The sequence below is a fragment of the Streptomyces sp. NBC_01261 genome (assembly GCF_036226385.1).
In the GTDB taxonomy this organism is placed as follows: Bacteria; Actinomycetota; Actinomycetes; order Streptomycetales; family Streptomycetaceae; genus Streptomyces.
The window spans coordinates 4,833,056-4,855,720 of record NZ_CP108463.1 but is presented as its reverse complement, the minus strand read 5'-3'; the positions used below and the strand labels follow the sequence as shown (position 1 = coordinate 4,855,720).

Below are 22,665 nucleotides of genomic sequence, written 5' to 3'. Positions count from 1 at the left end.
TCCAGGGACATGGTTCCGGACCCGGGCTCTCGGGGCCCGGCCCGAGTTCCGACGAGCCGCCTACCGGGCCAATGGGTGGCGTCGCGGAAGGGGGCGCACCCATGGGTCGTCACCGCAAGCCCACCCGATGGGACCGAACGTGGCTTCGGCTGGTGAAGTTCCGGAGGAGGTGCATCTTGTGGATCTATGGAGGAAAGTGAGCGGCCACCCCTATAAAGACTAGGGGTGGACACTCCGTTCACTTTCAGGAGCTCACCGCAGTAGGCCCTGCGGTGGGCTCCACCTCGTCGGCGGAAGGTGAGCGGCCGTCCCTGCAAGAACCAGGGGCGAACACTCCGTAATCCTCCACGAGCCTGCCGCAGTGCCCGCTGCGGTCGACTCCACCTGCTTCCGTACGGTACCGGCGCCGCGAGTCACACGCCACCAGCCCCCGACGCACACCCCGCCTCAAGCGCCCCCCTGCACAACCCGCGCGCCGGGGTCAGAGCGCCGCTTTCTTGGCGCCGGAGAACGCGGCGAACGCGGCGATGGCGAAGAAGACGAAGGTGAGCGGGTCGGCGTCGGCCTTCCAGGCGTCCTGGACCACGTCGAAGTGGTCGAAGAACACCTTGCTGAAGTTCACGCCGAGTTCGTCCGCGCCGATCATCGCCTCGCCGATCAGCTGGCCGAGATAGACCGCACCCAGGGCCAGGACCGCGCTGAACACGGGAAGGACGGGGTTGCGCCCGCCGAGCTTGCCCGCAGCCAGGCCGATCACGAAGCCGACGCCGACCGCCGCCCAGCCGATCTCGTGCTTGGTGGTGCCGATGACGACGCCGTAGATGCCGGCGGCGACCAGGGCCGCGGCGACGGCGGTCAGCAGGCCGAGCACCATGGTGTTCCGCTGGGGAGCGGGCGAGGCGTACGGGGCCGGGGGCGGCGGCGGTACGGCGCCGGGCTGCTGGGCGTACGGGTTGCCGTCGACCGGCTGCGGCTGCGCGGGTGCCTGCGGCTGGGCCCCGGGCTGTGGCTGTGGCTGCTGCGGTGGCGTGGCTGACTGGCTCATGACAGAAATCCCCCCACGGGATGTGAAGACAGGAAAGGTGAAGCGGAGTCGCGTGCGCGCGGATATGCGACAGCTGTGCGACGAGTGGGGGGAGATTAGCAGGTCGATGTGCCCCTGTGACCAGTCGTTTTCGTGCTCAGAGCCGGTGTGCCTTGGTGCTCAGAGCCGGTGTGCCGCGCCCGTCGGTGTGGCCCCGCGCGTGTCCAGCAGCAACTGAGCCTTCACGGACAGGCCCTGGAGGTCGTACGTCCGGTGCTGCTGGAGCAGGATCGTCAGGTCGGCGTCGGCCGCCGCCTCGTAGAGGGAGTCCGCGCGGGGGACCGGGCGGTCCAGGACGCTCCAGGACGGGATGTGCGGGTCGTGGTAGCTGACGGAGGCGCCGAGTTCCATCAGGCGGATCGCGATCTCCTGGGCGGGGGTGCCCTGTTGGTCGGCGAGGTCGGCCTTGTAGGTGACGCCGAGGAGCAGGACGCGGGCCCCGCGCGCGGACTTGCCGTGTTCGTTGAGGAGCGTGGCGGCGCGCTGGATGACGTAGCGGGGCATCTGGTTGTTGACCTGCTGGGCGAGTTCGACCATGCGCAGGGGGCGGGGGCCGTGGCCGGTCAGGTCCTGGGGGACGGCGTGGCCGCCGACGCCGGGGCCGGGGCGGAAGGCCTGGTAGCCGAACGGTTTGGTCTCGGCGCAGCGGATGACGTCCCAGAGGTCGACGCCCAAGTCGTGGCACAGGACGGCCATTTCGTTGACGAGGGCGATGTTGACGTGCCGGAAGTTGGTCTCCAGCAGCTGCACGGTCTCCGCTTCGCGCAGGCCACGCGCGCGTACCACCTTGTCGGTGAGGCGGCCGTAGAAGGCGGCGGCCGACTCGGTGCAGGCCGGGGTGAGGCCGCCGATCACCTTGGGGGTGTTGGCCGGGGTGAAGTCGCGGTTGCCGGGGTCGATACGGCTGGGGGAGTAGGCGAGGTGGAAGTCGCGGCCCGCGCGGAGGCCGGAGCCCTCTTCGAGGAGCGGGCGCAGGAAGGTTTCGGTGGTGCCGGGGTGCACCGGTGACTCCAGGATCACCGTGGTGTGCGGGCGCAGGTGGGCCGCGAGGGCGCGGGCGGCCGTCTCCACCTGGCTGAGGTCGAGGCCGCCGTCGGCGTCCCGGGGGGTCGGCGCGCAGATCACGGCGGTGCGTACGCGGCCGAGCTCGGCGGGGTTGGTGGCCGGCCGGAAGCCCCCCGAGAGCATCCGGCGCAGTTCGGCGGGGCTGAGGGAGCCGGCCTCAGGACCGGTCTTGAAGCCGACCGTGGCGATACCGGCGGCGACAGCGGCCTGGGCCAGGGGCAGGCCGAGAGGACCGAGTCCGATGACGGCGAGATCTGCGGGCATGGCGTGGGCCGTCCTTCCCAATAACCGAAGCGGGACAGATAACCGAAGTGGGACAGGTGCGCAAGCCCTGTGGACAGAACGAGCGAGCGCAATGTCAGACTAGGAGTAAATATGACCGTTATGCGGGATTGGACGGCTGTGTTTTTCGGCAGTCCTGTGATTGTTGTCCACAGGCTGGGGGCGAGTGGTGGCTGAAGTCGGGCAACCCGGTCAGAATTTGGGCAGGAGGGATACGAACCGGGCTTCGCCGAACGGGTGCGGCCGGCGCTACCGATAGCGGGAGGCAGCGGTGAGGACAGCGACACTGGGTCCGGCGCAGCGAGCCGAGGCACTGGCGGGAATGGCCGAGCGCGAACTGGATGTGCTCGTGGTGGGCGGAGGTGTGGTCGGCGCGGGCACCGCTCTCGACGCGGTGACGCGCGGTCTGTCCACGGGACTGGTCGAGGCGCGCGACTGGGCGTCCGGCACATCGAGCAGGTCGAGCAAGCTCATCCACGGAGGTCTGCGCTATCTGGAGATGCTCGACTTCGCCCTCGTCCGCGAGGCCCTCAAGGAACGCGGACTGCTCCTGGAGCGGCTCGCCCCGCACCTGGTGAAGCCGGTGCCGTTCCTGTACCCGCTCCAGCACAAGGGCTGGGAGCGCCTCTATGCCGGCTCGGGCGTCGCGCTCTACGACGCGATGTCCATGGCCCGCGCCCACGGCCGGGGCCTGCCCACCCACCGCCACCTGAGCCGCAGTCACGCCCTGCGCGTGGCACCCGCGTTGAAGAAGGACGCCCTGGTCGGCGCCCTGCAGTACTACGACGCGCAGATGGACGACGCCCGCTATGTGGCCACCCTGGTGCGCACGGCTTCCTCCTACGGCGCGAAGGTCGCCAACCGCGCGCGGGTGACCGGGTTCCTGCGCGAGGGCGAGCGCGTGGTCGGCGCCCGGGTGCAGGACGTCGAGGCGGGCGGCGAGTACGAGATCCGCGCCAAGCAGATCGTGAACGCCACGGGCGTGTGGACCGATGACACCCAGGCGATGGTCGGGGAGCGCGGCCAGTTCCACGTCCGGGCCTCCAAGGGCATCCACCTGGTCGTCCCCAAGGACCGCATCAACTCCACCAGCGGGCTGATCCTGCGCACCGAGAAGTCCGTGCTGTTCGTCATCCCCTGGGGCCGGCACTGGATCGTCGGCACCACCGACACCGACTGGGACCTCGACAAGGCCCACCCGGCCGCGTCCAGCGCCGACATCGACTACCTGCTGGAGCACGTGAACTCGGTGCTCGCGGTACCGCTGACCAGAGACGACGTCCAGGGCGTGTACGCGGGACTGCGGCCCCTGCTGGCCGGCGAGTCCGACGCCACCAGCAAGCTGTCGCGCGAGCACACCGTCGCGCATCCGGTGCCGGGGCTCGTCGTCGTGGCGGGCGGCAAGTACACGACGTACCGGGTGATGGCCAAGGACGCCGTGGACGAGGCGGTGCACGGGCTCGACATGCGGGTCGCCGAGTGCGTCACCGAGGACGTGCCACTGCTCGGCGCGGAGGGGTACCGGGCGCTGTGGAACGCGCGGGCACGCATCGCCTCGAAGACCGGCATCCACGTGGTGCGCGTGGAGCACCTGCTGAACCGTTTCGGTTCGATGGCCGAGGAGGTCCTCGACCTCATCGCCAAGGACCCCGCGCTCGGCGAACCCCTCCAGTTCGCCGACGACTATCTGCGCGCCGAGGTCGTCTACGCCGCCTCGCACGAGGGCGCACGGCATCTCGACGACGTCCTCACCCGCCGCACCCGCATCTCGATCGAGACCTTCGACCGGGGCACGCGCAGCGCCCGTGAGGCGGCCGAGCTGATGGCACCGGTGCTCGGCTGGGACAAGGACCAGATCGAGCGCGAGGTCGAGCACTACGAGAAGCGGGTGGAGGCCGAGCGGGAGTCGCAACGCCAGCCCGACGACCTGACGGCGGACGCGGCGCGGTTGGGGGCGCCGGACATCGCGCCGCTGTAGCGACCCCGGGCGCGGTCGGCTTCGCCCGGAGCCGGCTTCGCCCGAAGTCCGCCCCAGCCCCCGCCCGCTTCACTCGAACGAGTGTCGCGAACTGGGATCTTTGTCTGGAACCCGGCCGTTCTACGAGGTGCGGGGGCAGAACTCGGCGGCGAGCAGGGCCGGTTCGAGACCGGGGTCGGCCATCTCGCTCGTGTTCACCCGGAAGGTGAGGACACGACGACCGTCGACGGTGGCCGCGGTGCGCACGTAGCTGCCGGAGATCCGGCCGTTGTGCCCCCACACCGTGGTGCCGCACGGGAGCTTCACGGGGAACAGGCCCATGCCGTACGAGCCGTGTGCGGTACGGGTGTCGAGCATCTCGCGCAGCCAGTGCGGGGGCAGGAGTTCGCCGCCGAGCAGGGCCGAGTAGAAGCGGTCCAGGTCGGCGAGTGTGGTCACCAGCTCGCCCGCGGCGCCGGCCACCCGCGGGTCGAGGTCGGTGACGTCGGAGCCGTCGGTCGCGTAGGCGCGGCCGTGCGGCGAGGGAAGAGTGGTGCGGGAGCCCGGGAAGGAGGTGCCCGTCAGACGCAGCGGAGCGATGATGCGGCGCTCGGCCTCGGTGGCGTACGAGTTGCCGGTGACCTTCTCGATCACCAGGCCGAGCAGCACGTAGTTGGTGTTCGAGTAGGAGAAGCGGCCGCGATCGGCCGGAGGGTGGGTGACTGCTGTACGGACGGCCTGAGTTGGGGAGACGGGGACCGTGCCCCCGGTGACCGCGGTGAAGTCGTACAGACCGCTGGTGTGGGTGAGCAGGGAACGGAGGGTCAGCGCGCGCCCGTCGTTTCCCGCTCCGTGTACCAGACCGGGCAGGTGTCGCTCCACCGTGTCGGACAGGGACAGCCGGTGTTCGGCGGCGAGTTGGAGGATCACGGTCGCGATGAAGGTCTTCGTGATGCTGCCGGCGCGGAAGTGGTCGGCGCGGCTGATGCCTTTTCCGGCCTGTGCGTATTTCGTCGTACCGAGTGCGTAGTCCGATCCGGACCGGGCGCTGTCCGTCCCGGCCCGCGCGTCACCGGTCCCGCTCGGTGTGCTGCCGGAGCCCGTGCTGTCGTGGGCCAGTAGGGCCGCGGCGGGGGCCCTGCCTCGGGCGACCAGCAGTCTGACCAGGGCGTTCGTGTCCGGTGCGGGGTGGGCCTGGGAGGCGGCCGCGGACAGGCAGAGGAGGGCCAGGGACACCGGAAGGGCGAGCAGTGTCCGAGGTGTGGGCATCGTGATCCTCCGTTCTCACCGGTCATCCTGCCCGGCTTGGCTGTGTGACCTGCGGTGGATACGGGACCGGATGTGCCGTCGGTGCGCGGGGAGAGGCCCCCTGGGCGTTGGGCACTTGTTCGGTGGGGGACAATGGAGGCTCTGTCAGGGCGGGTTGCATGAGGGGACGCATGTCGGAGGCGGAGCGGGCGGGGACATCCCGTCAGGACAAGAGCGAACGTCTCCTCGCCGGGCGGTACCGGTTGGGAGCAGTGCTCGGCCGCGGAGGCATGGGCACGGTGTGGCGTGCCGAGGACGAGACCTTGGGCCGGACGGTCGCCGTCAAGGAACTGCGGTTCCCGACCAGCATCGACGAGGACGAGAAACGTCGGCTGATCACGCGGACGTTGCGCGAGGCCAAGGCCATCGCGCGGATCCGCAACACCAGCGCGGTGACGGTCTACGACGTCGTCGACGAGGACGACCGGCCGTGGATCGTCATGGAGTTGGTCGAGGGCAAGTCGCTCGCCGAGGCCATCCGGGAGGACGGCCTGCTGGAGCCGCGGCGCGCCGCGGAGGTCGGGCTCGCGATCCTCGACGTCCTGCGGTCCGCGCACCGCGAGGGCATCCTGCACCGCGACGTGAAGCCGTCGAACGTGCTGATCGCCGAGGACGGCCGGGTCGTGCTCACCGACTTCGGTATCGCGCAGGTCGAGGGCGACCCGTCGATCACGTCCACCGGCATGCTCGTCGGCGCGCCCTCCTACATATCCCCGGAGCGGGCCCGCGGGCACAAGCCGGGTCCGGCGGCCGACCTGTGGTCGCTCGGCGGGTTGCTGTACGCGGCGGTCGAGGGCGCACCGCCGTACGACAAGGGTTCCGCGATCGCCACGCTCACCGCGGTGATGACGGAGCCGTTGGAGGAGCCGAAGAACGCCGGGCCGTTGAAGGACGTCATCTACGGCCTGCTGAACAAGGACCCGGCCCAGCGTCTCGACGACACGGGTGCCCGGGCGATGCTCAACGCGGTGATCCACGCGCGCGAGCCGAAGGCGGCCGAGCCGGAGCCGGCGGCGGACGCGACGAGGGTGGTTCCGTTGCCCGCGCAGCCGGGGCCCGCGGAGTCCGGCGGCAAGAAGAGCGGTGGCGGTAGCGGGAGTTCGGGTCCTTCCGCGGGGGCCGAGCGGTTGCGTGGGGCGTTGCGGTCCATGCGGAAGGCTGCGGGCGGTTCGGCGGGGGCCGGGGCTGCCGCGGCTTCGGCTGCTGCGGGTTCTGCCACGAGCCCCGGTGCGGCTGCGGGTCCGGCCACGGGTTCCGGTTCTGGCGGGGCTTCAACTCCCGCTGCCGGTAAGCCGGGTGGCTCGGGTGCGGGTACTGGGGCCGGCGCGGCTGCGGCCGGGACCGGTTCGGCCGGCGTGGCTGGTGCATCGGGCAGGAGTGGCTCCGGTGCTGCTGGGACCGCTGGTTCCGGTGGCGCGAAGGACGCTGCTGGCGGCGGGAGTTCAGGGTCTGCTGCCGGGCCTCGGACGCCCGGGGTGCCTTCGGCTCGGTCGGCGGGTGCTTCTGGTTCGGCGACCCGTTCCGGGACGTCGGCCGGTGCGGGAACTGCGGCCGGCGCCGGCGCTTCTGCCGGTTCCGGGACTGCGGCCGGTTCCGGTGCTGCGGGTGGCTCGGCGGCGAAGGCCGGTGCGGCGGACTCGGGTACGCGTGACTCGGCGGGTGCACGTGACCCCGGTACGCGTGATCCGGGTGTGCAGGCGTCCGGGCTGCGGGAGACGGGACTGGGGGACTCCGCTCCCCGGGACCTGGGCGCGACGCGCGAGTCGAGTACTCGGTCGGCCGACTCCGTTTCGGGTGCGCGGAGTTCTGGGTGGCCCGTGATGACGCCGCCGGACCTGCCGCCGCGGCCGGTACCGAGGGCGCCGCTCACCGATGTGGTGCCGAAGCGGACGTTGGTGATCATCGCCGTCGTCATCGCGCTCGCCGTGATCGGTGTCGTGCTGGCGTTCACGCTCGGTGGCGATGACGACGACTCCAAGGGGTCGAAGCACACCGGCGGTGCCAAGGCGGACAGCAGTGTCAGCGCGAGCGCGAGTTCGAGCACCGACAGCAAGAAGGACGACGGCGACACCGGGAGCACGGGCGGTTCGAAGAGCGACTCCAAGGCGACGGCAACGGCCTCGGGGGGTACGGCGAGTTCGGGTACGAACGCGTCGGGCGGGAGCGGTGACGAGACGGACGGTTCCTCGGGCGGCGCCGCGGTCGTGAAGACGTACAAGGGGAGCCAGGGCTTCTCGATAGGTCTGCCCGCCGGGTGGTCGTACCAGTCGACCGACTCCGCCGGGGTCCGGCTGACCGGGCCCGACGGGCAGAAGCTGCTGATCGCCTGGACCAGTACGCCGAAGGGCGATGCGGTGGCGGACTGGAAGAACCAGGAGCAGTACATGACGCGCTCCGGGTACCACCGGATCCGAATAGAGAAGGTGGACTACCGGAGCTGGAACACGGCCGACTGGGAGTTCACCTATGAGGACGGCGGGACGCAGTACCGCACCATCGACCGCGGGTTCGTCGTCAACGACCATCTCGGATATGCGCTCATGTACACCGCGAAGGCGGCCAATTGGGGTACTGAGCTTCGTAAGGACACCTGGACGACCCTGACGAAGACGTTCGAACCGAAGTCCTGAGACGGGTGGGTCCTGGTTTGGCGCGCCAGATCCGTCAACCCCTCTTTGCGGGTTGCCTCCGGCACGTATCGTGAGTTGTCGCGGACCGTACGCATCCAGGAATGTGGGCGGAACGGCGCGCAAGGCGAACGGAATTGACCAACCGGGCGGCCGGGGGAGGCAACGTGGACGACTATGCGGGTCGGGTGCTCGCCGACCGCTACCGCCTGCCGCTGCCGCCCTCCGACGAGTACGAACTCACCGAGACCCGGGCCTTCGACACCTACAGCGGGCAGGAAGTCCTGGTACGGCAGGTGCCGTTGCCTGAGGTCGTCGAGGCGGAGGTGCTCGGCGAGGACGGGCTGCCCGACGGGTTCACGGCGCGTGATCGCGGGGCGCCGCGGCCGGCCGCGGCGCGGACCGCGACGCGGCGGCCCTCCGATCCGGCGGTACGGCGCGCGGTCGAGGCCGCGCAGGCCGCGGCGCGGATCCCCGACCATCCCCGGCTGGACCAGGTCTTCGACGTGTTCGCCGAGGGCGGTTCGCTGTGGATAGTGAGCGAACTGGTGTCCGCCCAGACGCTTGCCACGCTGCTCGTCGAGAAACCGTTGTCGCCGTACCGGGCGGCCGAGGTCGCCGCCGACGTGCTGATGGCGCTGCGGGTCCTGCACGCGCACGGCTGGGTCCACCGGAACATCACCGCCCGCACGGTGCTCGTCTGCGACGACGGCCGCGTGATGCTGACCGGCCTCGCGGTCGGCGCGGCGGAGGAGGCACTGTGCGGCTACGACCCGGTGCCGCCCCAGGACGGCGACGAGGACGGACGCGGGGAGCAGGGGCAGCACGGCGGCGGGGCAGCGGTACCCGCGAGTTTCCGGGCGCAGGGCGGCGGTGCTGTACCGCGTGCGGGTTCCACGGCCCCGCGCGGTTCCTTGTCATCCTCGGGCTCGACGACTCCGCCCGGTCCCAGGGCTCCCGGCGGCTCTACGGTCCCCGCGCTCCCCGGTAACTCCCGCGGCAGCGGCGCGATCGGCTTCGGCGGCGCGGGTGGCGGAACCGGCGCGGACGCGGCGGCCGTGGGCCCCGGCGCTGTGGACCCCGAGGCCGCCCGGCGGGCCGCGATCGAGGCGCGGGCCGCCGGAGGGCTGCCCGCAGCCGGTGCGGAGGGCGGTGGCGGGAGCGGGCCTTCCGCCGCGCTGGCCCGCAGGGAAGCGGAAGTCGGTGGTGACGTGCGGGCCGCGCGTGCCGGTGCGATCGCCGCGTACCGGGCGGGCGCGCGAGCCGCCGCCCGGGTCCAGGAGACCCAGCAACCGGCACTCCCCGGTGCCCGGTCCCCGGCCGAGGGCGAACGCGGCACCGCCCAGGCCAATGGTTCGGCCCAACTGCCGTACTCCGGCGGCAACGGCGTGGAACAGCACCCGCCCAACACCACACCCCCGGGCCAGATAGCCGACCCCTACGGCGTCCGCAACACCGCCTGGCACGGCGCGACACCGCGCCCCGGCGCCAGCGGTACGGTCCCGGCCGCGCAGGGCGACCGGCAGTCTCCTCCGCAGCAGGGCGGCGCCGGTGCACCGTCCCCGGGCGGAACAGGCACGTTCCCCGGCGCGGATGCCCCGGCCCGCGACGGAGAGGCCCGCCCCTATGGCCAGGGCGCCTCGGCGTACGGCCCGGACGTCCCGGCCTCCGGCACTCGCCCTTACGGTGCGGACCCTTCGGCCCACGGCCGCGACGCTCGTCCCTACGGTGCGGACGCGTCGGCCTACGGGCCGGAGGCCCCGCCCTACGGCGGGGACACCCGTTCCTACGGTGCGAACGCCCCGGCCCGTGGCGGCGACCCCCGTCCCTACAACGCGAACACCGGGGCCCAGAGCGCCGACCCCTCCACCTACGGCGCCCTAACCCCCGCCACCGGTCACCCCACCGCGCCCTCCACCGGAACTCCCCGCACCCCCGGCCTGGACCGCCCCGTCCCACCAGGGCAGGCCGTCGCAGCCGCTCCCGGCAACTCCCCTCGCTCTCCCGCCCGTTGGGACGAGCTGGCCTCCGCGGGAGCACCCACCCACCGTGGCCCCGCCACCGCGCTCGCCGCCGAGCGCGCGCGGCAGGTGCGGATGACGGTGGTGGGGCCGGTCACCGAGCGGTGGGCGCCCGAGCAGGCCGTACCGGTGCATGAGAACTGGCAGTTGGCCGCGCCGATCGGGCCCGCCACCGACCTGTGGGCGCTCGGGGCGTTGCTCTTCCGGGCCGTGCAGGGGCATGCGCCGTATCCCGAAGAGGCGACCGCCGAGCTGGTGCAGCTGGTGTGCGCGGAGCCGCCCGCCTTCGCCGAGGAGTGCGGGCCGCTCAGGCCGGTCGTGGAGTCGCTGTTGCGGCAGGACCCCACCGAGCGGCTCGACTTCGAGGAACTGCGGGGCTGGCTGCGGTCGTTGGTGCGTTCGGCGCCCGAGCCCGAGGCCGGTACGTATGTCGTCGCCACCCCGCCGACCGACCCCCGGCGGCTGCCGATCGTGCGCCGGCGCGGCGAGTTGGTGCGCAGGCGGCGGGCCGGGCTGCCCGCGACCAGTCCGCACGGGCGGCACAAGCGGGCCAAGGAGGAGGTCGGCGGGTCGCCGCGCCGACTTGGCCGGACCCTGTTGATCCTCATCTTCCTGCTGCTGGCCGGCGCGGTCGCGTACGCCATGCTCTTCATGCCCAGGTCCGGGGAGAACACCGGGGCGGGGCAAGGGGATCGGACCGGGGCCGCGGGGGAAGTCAGCACCGCGCCCACTGAGTCCTCGGCCGGGGCCAGCAGTCAGCCGCAGCCCGATCAGACCTCGCCCAGTGCCCACAACAGCCCCTCGAACTCCGCCAGTTCGACCGAGACGCAGACGGACCCGAACGTCGCCGACGGGTTCGTACTGCGCAAGGACCCCGCCGGGTTCAAGATCGCCGTGGCCAAGGGGTGGACCCGCACGCCGAAGAACGGGAGCGGTCAAATCGTCTACTCCCACGGCGACTTCGAGCTGATCGTCGTGGCGGGGCGGGACAGTGCCACGGCGGACGGCAGCGACCCGATGGTCTACCAGCGGGACAAGGAGGCCGAGTTGGCGCCCTACCGTGCGTCCAGCTGGGCCACCGCGACCGGGCTGCGGACCATCACGGTGGGCGGAAAGACCATGGCCGAGGGGCAGTTCACCTGGACGGACAGTCAGGGGGGCGCCCTGTTCGTCCGCAACATGGCGTACCTCATCAACGGGCGGTACCACATCGTGCAGGTGCGCGGCCCGGAGGCTCAACGGGACGAAGTGACACGGCTGTACGAGCAGGCGTCGTCCACCTATCAGTACACCGGGTGACCTGCGGAGGCGGCGCGCCGAGGTCCCGCGGTTCCCGTTCGGGCGCAGAAGCGACAACCGTCACAGTGCGGTCTCCGTGGTACCCCGCCGGTTCCCTGGACGAGGCCCTGTCCTTACGCTGAGCCTGTCAAGAGCATTGCGGGGAAACGTGAATCAGATGCAGGGCCTGCTCCTCGCGGGGCGCTATCGGCTGGCCGAATCGATCGGCAGCGGCGGTATGGGCCGGGTGTGGCGGGCGCACGACGAGGTGTTGCACCGGACTGTCGCCATCAAGGAGTTGACGGCCGCGCTCTATGTGTCCGAGAGCGACCAGCCGAGGCTGCTGGCGCGCACCCGCGCCGAGGCGCGCGCCGCCGCGCGGATCAACCACTCCGCCGTCGTCACGGTGCACGACGTCCTCGAACACGACGGCCGCCCATGGATCGTCATGGAGCTGGTCGAGGGCAACTCCCTTGCCGACGAGGTCAAGGAGCAGGGCCGGATCGAGCCGGCCGAGGCCGCGCGCATCGGCATATGGGTGCTGCGCGCGCTGCGTGCCGCGCACGCCGCCGGCGTCCTGCACCGTGACGTCAAGCCCGGCAACGTGCTGCTCGGGCAGGACGGGCGGGTGCTGCTCACCGACTTCGGCATCGCGCAGATCGAGGGCGACAGCACCATCACGCGCACGGGAGAGGTCGTTGGCTCCGTCGACTACCTCGCCCCCGAGCGCGTCCGCGGCGCCGACCCCGGGCCGTCCTCCGACCTGTGGGCGCTGGGCGCCACGCTCTTCACGGCGGTCGAGGGCCGTTCGCCGTTCCGCCGCACGTCGCCGCTGTCCACCATGCAGGCCGTCGTCGAGGAGGACGCCGGCGAACCGCGGTACGCCGGCGCGCTCGCGCCCGTCATCGCCGCGCTGCTGAACAAGGACCCCGCGCTACGGCCCGACGCGGACCAGACCGAGCAGATGCTCGCGGAGGCGGCCGAGGGGCGCCGCCCGCGGGCGGCGGAGGAGTGGCTGCCGACCCAGCAAGTGGGCTCCCGGCAGGGCGGGTTGGCGGAGAACTTCGGTTCGGGCTCGGGCGCGACGCCGTATCCGTCGGCGACCGGGGGTGCGGCGCCGTACGCGTCGGCGACCGGGGCCACCTACCAGCACACACCGCCCGTCTCCCTCGCGCCCCCCGTGGCGGTCGCTCCGCCGAAGCGCCGCCGGCTGCGCTCGGTGGTCCTCGTGGTCGTCGTCGCCGCGCTCGTCGGCGGCGGTACGGCACTGGGGCTGCAGAAGTGGCATCAGGACCGGGACCAGGACCAGGGCGGCACTCCGGGCGCATCGGCCTCACAGAGCGCCACGCCGACCCCGCACAGTTCGGGTCCCGCCAACTGGCAGGTCTACCACGATGCTTGGGGCTTCGACATATCCCTCCCCAAGGGCTGGGCGCGGAAGGTCTACGGCGACTCCGGCGGCATCAAGCAGGTCGACTACACGCCCGACAACGGCAAGCACTTCGTCCGCATAGCCATCGACACCTCCCCGGACTTCCCCACCGCGAACGCCCACCAACTCGACCTGGAAGTGCAGCTCCAGCGGCTGGTCGACTACAACCGGGTGACCCTGGAGGCGAACACCTACCGGGACCGTCCGGGCTCCCTGTGGGACTACACCTGGACCGCGCAGGCGAAGGACACGCCCTACCCGGGGCCGCGGCGCGCCATCGAGGAGACGTACATGTCCCGCGACGGCGTCGAGTACGCGATCTACATGTCCGCGCCGGCCGCGGACTGGGCGACGACCAGCGCCCAGTTCAAGTCGGTCCTGCAGAGCTGGAGTCCCGACTCGGGCTGACCGCTTCCGGTTGCGTCATGATGGTGCGCATGGGGACCGAGGGGGACAACGCCCGGGTGATCGCCGGGCGTTACCGACTGGAGAAGCGGCTCGGACGCGGTGGCATGGGCGTCGTGTGGCGGGCGACCGACCAACTCCTGGGCCGCCAGGTCGCGGTGAAGGAGATCGCCCAGGACGACTCCCTCTCCGAGGAGGAGGCCCGCCAGCAGCGCGACCGCACCCTGCGCGAGGCACGGGCGGTCGCGCAACTGCGCCACCCCCACATCATCGTCGTGCACGACGTCGTCGAGCAGGACGAACGCCCGTACATCGTCATGGAGTTGATCGACGGCGGCTCGCTCGCCGAGCGGATCTCCGGCCACGGCCCGGTCGACGCCGCCGAGGCCGCGCGGATCGGGATCGCCCTCCTCGGCGCGCTGCGCACGGCTCACGCGGCGGGTGTCCTGCACCGGGACATCAAACCGGCCAACGTCCTGCTGCAGACCGCCGCCGACGAGGACGACTCCGAGCGGGTCGTGCTCACCGACTTCGGTATCGCGCAGGTCGCGGGCGCTACGACCCTCACCGAGAGCGGCGCGTTCGTCGGCTCGCCCGAGTACACCGCGCCGGAACGGATGTCGGGCGTGCGGACCGGTCCCGCGTCCGACCTGTGGTCGCTCGGCGCGCTGCTGTGCACGGTGCTGAGCGGTGAATCGCCGTTCCGCCGCGACTCGTTGGGCGGCATCCTGCACGCGGTCGTCATCGACGAGATCCGCCCGCCGGAGCAGGCCCGGCCGCTGCTGCCCGTCGTACGGGGACTGCTCGAACGTGATCCGGAACGGCGGCTGGAGGCGGCGGAGGCCGAGCGGATGCTGCGAGCCTTTCTGGACACCGGGCGGACACCGCGCGCCGCGCCGCCCGGCCGTACGGCACATCCGACGCCGGGCTACACACCGACCCAACGTGACGTTCCGAGAGGGCGGTTGAGCATCCCGCCGCCCGCCCCCGCGCCCTCCGCCCCCGCGCCTTCCGCCAGGGCGGAGCAGTCGCCCCGGCGCACCACACGCGGTGTGCTCGTCACCGCGCTGCTGGTCGCGGCGATGGCGGGGGCCGGGGTGTCGGGGGCGGCGCTGTTGATACGGGGGGACGACGGGGACGGGGGTGCGGGGGGTGCCCTGCCGGCCACCTCGGCGCCGTTGACCTCCACGAGTGCCGGTACGCGGTCACCGTCGCCCACCCCCTCGGCAAGTGCCGAGACGCCCAACACCCCTACCGCGCCGTCCGGTTACCGCATCGCTCATGACCCCGACGGCTTCTCCCTCGCCGTACCGGAGGACTTCGTGCGGGTGCCGCAGGGTGAGCGCATCTTCTACATGTCGCCGGGGGAGACCTTTCGGCTCGGCATCAGGATGTCCGACCCCGAACAGGGCGGCCCGCTCGCGGTGATGAAGGGCGCGGCGGCCAACGGGGCGGCCACGAACCCCGGTTACCACGACGGCAAGGTCACCGACACCACGCACTACGGACACCCCGCCGCACTCTGGGAGTTCAGCTGGAACGGCTTCAGCACGGCGGAGGGACCCCGGCACACGTACGACATGTGCTGGGAGGAGAACGGCCGGATGTACGACGTCTGGGTGTCGGCGCCGGTCGGGAAGGTGCGGGAGGCGAAGGAGTACTTCGACGTCGCGCTGGACACCTTCACCCGCGCGTGAACCCGTAGGCACGTAACGGGAGATAAGCCGCGCCCTCGGTCACGGGTCTGTGACCGGAAAGCACCAGAGGTGGATACGGCGGCGGTTGGCGCGATATGGATGGACGCATGAGCAGCAACGGGGGAGCCAGACACGGAGCCGACGAGCCGACGAGTTTCGCCCTGCAACCGCCGAACCCGCGTATGGCCGTGCCGGCGCAGGTGCCGCACCCGAACAACCCGTACGCGACGCCGAGTTCATCGCCCGAGCCGGCGCCGGACCCCGGCACCGGACGGCTCATAGCGGGGCGGTACCGGCTGCTCGGCAAGCTCGGGCACGGCGGTATGGGCACGGTGTGGCGGGCCAAGGACGAGACGGTGGACCGCGAGGTGGCCGTAAAAGAACCACGTGTCCCGGACCACCTTCCCGAACGCGAACGTGCCAACGCCTTCGAGCGGATGCGCCGCGAGGCCCGCGCGGCGGCACGGCTCGACCACCCGGCTGTCGTGAACGTGCATGACGTGGCCGTGGTCGACGGTCAGCCGTGGATCGTGATGGAGCTGGTCACCGGCCGCTCGCTGGGCGACGCGTTGCAGGAGGGCACCCTCGACGCGCGGGACGCGGCCCGGATCGGCCTCCAGGTCCTGGGCGCGCTGGAGGCGGCACACGCGGCGGGCATCCTGCACCGCGACGTCAAGCCGGACAACGTCCTGCTGGGCCGCCACGACCGGGTCGTCCTGACCGACTTCGGCATCGCGCAGATCGAGGGCGAGACGAACCTGACCGACACCGGCGGTTTCGTCGGCTCACCCGAATACATCGCGCCGGAACGGGTGTTGGGCCAGCGCCCCGGTCCCGCCTCCGACCTGTGGTCCCTCGGCGTGGTCCTGTACGCGGCGACGGAGGGCGTCTCCCCGTTCCGCCGCAGCAACACCCCCGCCACCCTCCAGTCGGTCCTCAACTCCGCCCCCGCGCCCCCGACTTCGGCCCCGGGCCCGCTCGCCGACCTCATCACCGCCCTCCTCGCCAAGGACGCGGCGAACCGCCCGAACGCGGCCCGGGTACGCGCCGCACTGGAATCGGTGGCCAACCCGCCGGCACCGGTGCCCACCCAGGAGGTGCGGTACGTCGAACGCCCCGGAACCGGAAGAGGATTCCGCCCCGGCCGCAAGACGTGGTCCGGCCTCGGCGCGGTGGTCGTCGCGGCGGCGGTGACGGCGTACCTGCTGATCGCGAACCCGTTCGCCGGATCGCGGACACTCCCGCAGGGCTGGAAGAAGCACCACGTGCAGGACGTGGCGGCGACGCTCGCGACCCCCGCCAAATACAAGCGCGGCGCCCCCGACCGCAAGACGGACAAGGGGCACTGGATCACGTACACCGACCCGAGCGGGAGCATCTCGATCGGCCTGGCCCTCGTCAAGAAGTCCGAGGACACCCTCGGCGAGATCAAGGACTCCGCCGCGGCCCAAATGTACGACGACAACGGCGACTTCAAGCAGAGCGGCAGCTCCAGCCTCGACATGCCGGAGAACCCGAAGACGGCCACGAAGCCGACCGACTCCTACCACGGTAAGGCCGCCGCCATGAACACGATCGTCTACGACACCGACGACAGCCTGGACTCCCGGCCCCGCGAGGTCCAGATCTTCTACTACAAGACCACCTCCGGCAACATGTACCGCCTCACGATCGGCTACCCGGGCGACGGCGACTTCACGGCCCGTGGCCGCGAGGTGGCGAAGGCGGCGATCGCGAACCTGGACGTCGACACGCTGTGAGCGGTGATGCGGATGCCGACCTCGCGGTCCTGAGCGTGCGCGCGCTGGGCGACCGCGGTCTGCCGGCCGATGTGGTCGACGTGTACGCGGCCCGTCGCCACTACTCCGCCGTCGAACTGGAGCAGTTGGGCCTCCGGGCCGACGGCACGGACTTCGACCTCTTCGGTCTGCGCGACCGCCTGGAGAGCGTCGTCTGGGTGAGCGACGAGGAGTTCGCTGCGCACGGGCTCGACGCGGTGGAGATCGCGGAACTGCGGCGGTGGGCCCTGGAGTGGGAGTCCGATCTCGGGCTGCGGCTCGCGGAGGAGTACGACGACGATCCTGACCTCGATCCGGATCGCGAGGGCGACTAACTAGGGGCGTCGTCCCTCCGAACCCCCCGCCGATACCCGGTACCTGCCCGGCGTCACCCCGAACTCCCGGCTGAACGCGTGCGACAGGGCGTACGGGCTGCCGTACCCCGCCTCCCGCGCCACCGCCGCCAACGAGGCGTCCGTGTCGCGCAGTCGGGTCGCCGCCAACGTCAGCCGCCACCACGTCAGATACGCCATCGGCGCCCGCCCCACCAGCGCGGTGAACCGGCGGGCCAGCGTCGCCCGGGACACCCCCGCCGCGGCGGCCAGGCGGTCGTTGGTCCAGAGGGCGGCGGGGTCGGAGTGCAGGGCCCGTAGCGCGGCCGTGGTGACCGGGTCGTTCAGCACGGACGGCCAACTGCCCGTCTCCGCCTGGGACATCCACGCCCGCACCATGTAGATGAGCAGCAGGTCGAGCAGACTGGGCAGCGCCAGGCAGGCCCCCGGCCGCCGTTCGTCCAGTTCGTTCGCCAACAGGTCCACCGCGGACCGGAGCTCGGGGTGACGGCCGACCCGGTTCGGCAGGTGGACCACCTCCGGCAGCTCCGCCATCAGCGGATGTGTCCGGCTCCGGTCCAGCCGGTACTTCCCGCACAGCAACTCGACCTCACGCCCGTCCCCGCCGCCACCGTCCGGCCGCCGCATCTCCTCGAACGGCACCGCGCGCGCCGTGTCCCCGGGCGAGTCCGCCAGTACGTGGCCCGCACCGTGCGGCAGCAGTACGACGTCCCCCGCGCCCAGCGTCACCGGCTCACCGCCCGTGTCGGGCACCAGCCAACAGCCGCCCGCCAGCACGACATGGAACCCGGCACCCTCGTACGGCGCGAGCCGCGTGCACCAACTGCCGCCCACACGAAGGCGGTTGGAGGAGGGCCGCCCGGTCCGTACGGCGGAGATCGCGTCGCTCACCACGTCCATGCGGCCAGGTTACGCCAGGGATAGCAGTGGTGAGGTATATGCGTATCAGAGTGAGTCATTCACGCATTGAGACACTCATGCCACCTCCCTAAGCTCATTTCCATGACCGAGGACAACGCGCAGACCCAGATGAACACCGCACAGACCTTCACCATCGGCGACGTCGAAGTCGTCCGAGTCGTCGAGTGGGCGCGGCCCTACGCCCCCGCCCGCACCCTCGTCCCCGACCTGCCGCCCGGCGTCTGGCAGGAGCACCGCGAGACGCTCGCCCCCGATCACTGGGACCCGGAGACCGACCGTGCCGTCGTGGCGCTCCAGACCTGGGTGGTGCGCAGCGCCGGGCGGACCGTGCTCGTGGACACCGGGGTCGGCAACGGGCGGGAACGGCCCGGCAATCCGCTGTTCCACATGAGCCAGGGCGACCTGCCGGGGCGGCTGGCGCGGGCCGGCGTACGGCCGGAGGACGTCGACGTCGTCGTCAACACACACATCCACGGGGACCACGTCGGCTGGAACACCCATGACGTGGAGGGGAGTTGGGAGCCGCTGTTCCCCAACGCGCGATATCTCCTCCCTGCCGCCGACGACTTCCACTTCGGGCCCGAGAACAACTACGGCGGTGCGGTACGGCCCGACGACCGCCTGACCTACGAGGACAGCGTCGCGCCCGTGCACCGCGCCGGGCTGGCGACCCTGTGGGAGGGCACGCACCGCGTCGACGAGCAGCTGACGTTGGAGTCCGCGCCGGGACACACACCCGGGTCGTCCGTGCTCCGGGTCGCCTCCGGCGGTGAACGGGCCGTGTTCGTCGGGGACTTGCTGCACAGTCCCGTCCAGATTCCGCATCCGGAGTGCAGCAGCTGCTTCTGCCTCGATCCCCGGCAGGCCGCGGACAGCCGTCGGCGTGTGCTCGAACGGGCTGCGGATGAGCGGGAGTTGGTGATTCCGGCGCACTTCGGCGGTACCGGTGTCGCGGAGGTGCGGCGGGTGGGCGACACGCTGGTGCTCGGGAAGTAGGACGCGCGTCGACAAGGCCGTACCGGGCGCGGTACTGATGGGGCATGAGCGAAGTCGGCGAACAGGTGCGCGACGGACGTCTGGTCGGCGGTCGCTACCGGCTGCTCGAACGGATCGGCTCCGGCGGCATGGGCACCGTATGGCGGGCCTTCGACGAACTCGTGGACCGCGAAGTCGCCGTGAAACAGCCGCGGTTGCCCGGTGACCCGGAGGACGAGGAGTTCCAGCGCGCCGCCCACCGGCTCTACCGCGAGGCCCGCGCCGCCGCCCGGGTCGACCATCCCTCCGCCGTCGCCATCCACGATGTCGTCATCGAGGACGAACTCCCTTGGATCGTCATGGAGTTGGTGCGCGGCGAGTCCCTGCACGAACTGCTCAACCGCGGCCCCCTCGCCCCCGCCGACGCCGCCCGCATCGGCCGCGCCGTCCTCGGCGCCCTGTGCGCCGCGCACGCCGTGGGGATCGTGCACCGGGACGTGAAACCCGCCAACGTCCTGCTCGGCCCGCACGGCCGCGTCGTCCTCACCGACTTCGGCATCGCCCACATCCAGGGCGAGGAATCCCTCACCGCCAGCGGGGAGTTCGTGGGCTCGCTCGAATTCATCGCCCCCGAGCGCATGTCGGGCACCGGTGCGGGACCGGCCTCCGACCTGTGGTCCCTGGGCGTCCTGCTGTACGCGGCCGTCGAAGGGGCATCTCCCTTCCGCCGTACGACCGTTGAGTCCACCCTCGGCGCGATCCTCGCCGGCGAACCACCCGAGCCGACCCGCGCGGGACCTCTCGGGCCGCTGGTCGTACGGATGTTGGCGCGGGACCCGGAGGAACGGCCGGGGGCGGAGGAGGTCGGCGCGGTACTGGACGCGGTGGCCGAGGGGAAGGACGTACCGGAGCCAACGGTCATCACGGTCCCGCGCGACGCGGTGCCCGAGGCCGAGTCCGAGGCGGTACCCAAGGAGGTGCCTGAGGATGTGCCTGAAGAGGTGTCTGAGGGTGCCGCGTCCGTTCCCGACGCCGTACCGGAACCGGAGCCCACGTCCCGCCCCCGGCGCCGCAGGCCTCGCCGGGCGCTTCTGATCGCCGTCGGGGTGCTCCTGGCGGCGGGCCTGGTCTTCGGCACGGTCGTCGACAACCTCATGGACACCGGCAGCTCCTGGACCGCGCACCGGGAGACGGCGTTGTCCGCCGTCCTCTCCCTCCCGCCGCACTACAAGCGGCTCGACGCGCGGACGGCGGCCGGCAGCCGGATCGTCGTCTACGGCACCGGCACCCTTCGTGTCCGCCTCACCGAACGGGACAGGGCCACCGGTTCACCCCTCGACGAGGCCAAGACCCTGAGCGTCGGTACGTCCCGCCCCCAGTACACCCGGACCAGCTTCCGCGGGAACAAGGACGCCGTCCTCCTCGACACCACCTACCAACAGTCCGGCATCCCCACCCGCATCATGGCCCTGATCATCCGCACCGCGGACGGCCGTATGTACGAACTTCGCGTGGACATGCCCAAGGGCACCCCGGACGAGAAGAAGGGCACCGCGCTCTTCAAGGGCGCCCGCGCCCGGCTCACACTCACGGAAAAGTGATCCGGCGGCGGGCCGGTGGCGATGCGGAGGTGATCATCCCCGCACAACGCCCTGATCAGGGCATTCGTTGCCAGTGATCGCTGGCGTGATGTGAGTACTAGGTGAATCCCGATTACCGACGGGTACCCAAACCTCCCCTCGCGGCATACCCTGCCGCACATGACGGACTCGCAGGCCCCGGAAAAGACCGGTACGGAAACGACGACCGGCACGAACCCCCTCGCGCCGGCCCCCACAGGCGCCCGTACCGCCGCCGACGTGGTGACCCCGGAGCTGGTCGCCCAGCTCACGAAGGGTGTGGTCGGCTCCGGCCGGACCGCCAACCACTCGCCGTTCACCGGTGAGAAGCTCGCCGATCTTCCCGAGTCCACCCCCGAGGACGTGGCGAAGGCCTACGACGCGGCCCGCGCCGCGCAGGCCCTGTGGGCGCGGACGCCGGTACGGCAGCGCGCGGCCGTGCTGCTCCGCTTCCACGATCTCGTCCTCGCCCGCCAGGCCGAGGTCCTCGACCTGATCCAGCTGGAGACCGGCAAAGCACGGCTGCACGCGCACGAGGAGGTGCAGGCCGTCGCCGTCGCGGCCCGCCACTACGGCCGCAGGGCCCCCGCCTACCTCAAGCCGAAGCGGCACACCGGCGCCGTCCCGACCCTCACCAAGGTCACCGAACTCCGCCACCCGCGCGGGGTAGTTGGGCAGATCGCCCCCTGGAACTACCCGTTCGAACTCTCCGTCGGCGACGCGCTCCCGGCCTTCGCCGCGGGCAACGCGGTCGTGATGAAGCCGGACACCGAGACCTGCCTGACCGCGCTGTGGGCCCGTGACCTCCTCATCGAGGCCGGCCTGCCCGCCGACGTCTTCCAGGTCGTCCTCGGCGAGGGCCCGGTCGTCGGCCCCGAGGTCGTCAAGCACGCCGACTACGTCTCCTTCACCGGCTCCACCCGCACCGGCCGCGAGGTCGCGCAGGCCGCCGCCGCCCGCCTGATCGGCGTCTCCCTCGAACTCGGCGGAAAGAACGCCATGTTGGTCCTGGAGGACGCCGACATCGAGAAGGCGGCGGCGGGCGCGGTCCGCGCCTGCTTCTCCTCCGCGGGCCAACTCTGCGTCTCCATCGAGCGGTTGTACGTCCACGAGTCGATCGCCGACACCTTCCTGGAGCGCTTCGCCGCCCGCACGAAGGCGATGCGCCTCGGCACGTCCCTCGCGTACGGCGCGGACATGGGATCGCTGGCGGGCGAACGGCAGTTGGAGTCGGTGACCCGGCACGTGGACGAGGCGGTCGCCAAGGGCGCGAAGGTGCTGGCCGGCGGTGTCGCCCGCCCGGACATCGGCCCGTACTTCTTCGAGCCCACCATCCTCGACGGCGTCGAGGCCCCCATGGCGGTCTGCGCCGAGGAGACCTTCGGCCCGGTCGTCTCCGTCTACCGCTTCTCGACGGAGGACGAGGTGGTGGCGGAGGCCAACTCCACGCCGTACGGCCTCAATTCCTCGGTCTGGACGAAGAGCGGCAGCCGCGGACGCGCCATCGCCGCCCGCCTCAGCACCGGCACGGTCAACGTCAACGAGGGCTACGCCTCCGCCTACGGCAGCGTCCAGTCCCCGATGGGCGGCATGAAGGACTCCGGCCTGGGCCGCCGCCACGGCTCTGAGGGCATCCTCAAGTACACAGAGGCCCAAACCATCGCCCAGCAGCGGTTGTTGCCGATGGCGCCTTCGCTGGGAATGACGGATGAGGGCTACGCCCAGTTCATGAGCCGCAGTCTCCGGGCGATGAAGGCATTCCGGCTCAGGTAAGGCGCCTTTGCTTTCAGGGGCGCGGGACTGTATCGATATGCGGCTCCGCCGCGTGGGCGCGCCCAGCCACAGACGGCCCGCACGCGAAAC

The 22,665-nt window shown here is 71.5% G+C and carries 14 protein-coding genes; 10 read left to right on the top strand and 4 right to left on the bottom strand.

Going from position 1 to position 22,665, the window contains the following annotated elements:
- Positions 1 to 481: 481 nt before the first annotated feature.
- Together OG226_RS21075 and OG226_RS21070 are read right to left on the bottom strand one after the other, a co-directional pair.
- A complete protein-coding gene (locus OG226_RS21075; RefSeq protein ID WP_329349718.1) occupies positions 482 to 1,045 on the bottom strand; it encodes a hypothetical protein in 564 nt (187 codons plus the stop codon).
- Positions 1,046 to 1,204: 159 nt separating this feature from the next.
- Positions 1,205 to 2,413 (bottom strand): nucleotide sugar dehydrogenase, encoded by a 1,209-nt coding sequence (locus tag OG226_RS21070; RefSeq protein ID WP_328680008.1) that lies wholly within the window; start codon positions 2,411 to 2,413, stop codon positions 1,205 to 1,207.
- Positions 2,414 to 2,702: 289 nt separating this feature from the next.
- On the opposite strand from OG226_RS21070, the gene OG226_RS21065 reads away from it, so the two are divergent.
- A complete protein-coding gene (locus OG226_RS21065) occupies positions 2,703 to 4,409 on the top strand; it encodes a glycerol-3-phosphate dehydrogenase/oxidase (RefSeq protein WP_328680006.1) in 1,707 nt (568 codons plus the stop codon).
- A 120-nt stretch (positions 4,410 to 4,529) separates the two neighbouring features.
- Here the strand turns inward: OG226_RS21065 and OG226_RS21060 are convergent, their stop codons facing one another.
- A complete protein-coding gene (locus tag OG226_RS21060) occupies positions 4,530 to 5,657 on the bottom strand; it encodes a serine hydrolase domain-containing protein (RefSeq protein ID WP_328680004.1) in 1,128 nt (375 codons plus the stop codon).
- Positions 5,658 to 5,827: 170 nt separating this feature from the next.
- On the opposite strand from OG226_RS21060, the gene OG226_RS21055 reads away from it, so the two are divergent.
- The 6 genes from OG226_RS21055 to OG226_RS21030 all read left to right on the top strand — a co-directional run bounded on the left by OG226_RS21055 (position 5,828) and on the right by OG226_RS21030 (position 17,269).
- Positions 5,828 to 8,326, top strand: coding sequence for a serine/threonine-protein kinase (locus tag OG226_RS21055; RefSeq protein ID WP_329353463.1), 2,499 nt, complete (start codon positions 5,828 to 5,830; stop codon positions 8,324 to 8,326).
- A 164-nt stretch (positions 8,327 to 8,490) separates the two neighbouring features.
- Entirely contained in the window at positions 8,491 to 11,643 is a 3,153-nt protein-coding gene (locus OG226_RS21050; protein ID WP_329349717.1) for a protein kinase, read from the top strand.
- Positions 11,644 to 11,800: 157 nt separating this feature from the next.
- Positions 11,801 to 13,462, top strand: coding sequence for a serine/threonine-protein kinase (locus tag OG226_RS21045; protein WP_328686383.1), 1,662 nt, complete (start codon positions 11,801 to 11,803; stop codon positions 13,460 to 13,462).
- Between the two features lie 29 nt (positions 13,463 to 13,491).
- Positions 13,492 to 15,156, top strand: a complete 1,665-nt coding sequence (locus tag OG226_RS21040) for a serine/threonine-protein kinase (protein ID WP_328680001.1) — start codon at positions 13,492 to 13,494, stop codon at positions 15,154 to 15,156.
- Between the two features lie 107 nt (positions 15,157 to 15,263).
- The gene (locus tag OG226_RS21035) at positions 15,264 to 16,916 is read left to right on the top strand and encodes a serine/threonine-protein kinase (RefSeq protein WP_329349716.1); all 1,653 of its coding nucleotides are present in this window, start codon (positions 15,264 to 15,266) and stop codon (positions 16,914 to 16,916) included.
- On the top strand, positions 16,913 to 17,269 hold the full coding sequence (locus tag OG226_RS21030; protein WP_328679997.1) for a hypothetical protein: 357 nt from the start codon (positions 16,913 to 16,915) through the stop codon (positions 17,267 to 17,269). The genes OG226_RS21035 and OG226_RS21030 overlap by 4 nt, the downstream gene beginning before the upstream one ends.
- Here the strand turns inward: OG226_RS21030 and OG226_RS21025 are convergent, their stop codons facing one another.
- Complete coding sequence (locus OG226_RS21025; protein WP_329349715.1) at positions 17,270 to 18,187, bottom strand: AraC family transcriptional regulator; 918 nt, start codon at positions 18,185 to 18,187, stop codon at positions 17,270 to 17,272.
- 102 nt (positions 18,188 to 18,289) lie between these two features.
- On the opposite strand from OG226_RS21025, the gene OG226_RS21020 reads away from it, so the two are divergent.
- The 3 genes from OG226_RS21020 to OG226_RS21010 all read left to right on the top strand — a co-directional run bounded on the left by OG226_RS21020 (position 18,290) and on the right by OG226_RS21010 (position 22,575).
- A complete protein-coding gene (locus OG226_RS21020; protein ID WP_329349714.1) occupies positions 18,290 to 19,204 on the top strand; it encodes an MBL fold metallo-hydrolase in 915 nt (304 codons plus the stop codon).
- Positions 19,205 to 19,248: 44 nt separating this feature from the next.
- Positions 19,249 to 20,784: a serine/threonine-protein kinase gene (locus OG226_RS21015; protein WP_329349713.1), complete on the top strand. Its 1,536-nt coding sequence runs from the start codon at positions 19,249 to 19,251 to the stop codon at positions 20,782 to 20,784.
- Positions 20,785 to 20,943: 159 nt separating this feature from the next.
- The gene (locus OG226_RS21010) at positions 20,944 to 22,575 is read left to right on the top strand and encodes a succinic semialdehyde dehydrogenase (protein WP_328679988.1); all 1,632 of its coding nucleotides are present in this window, start codon (positions 20,944 to 20,946) and stop codon (positions 22,573 to 22,575) included.
- The last annotated feature ends 90 nt before the right edge of the window (positions 22,576 to 22,665 follow it).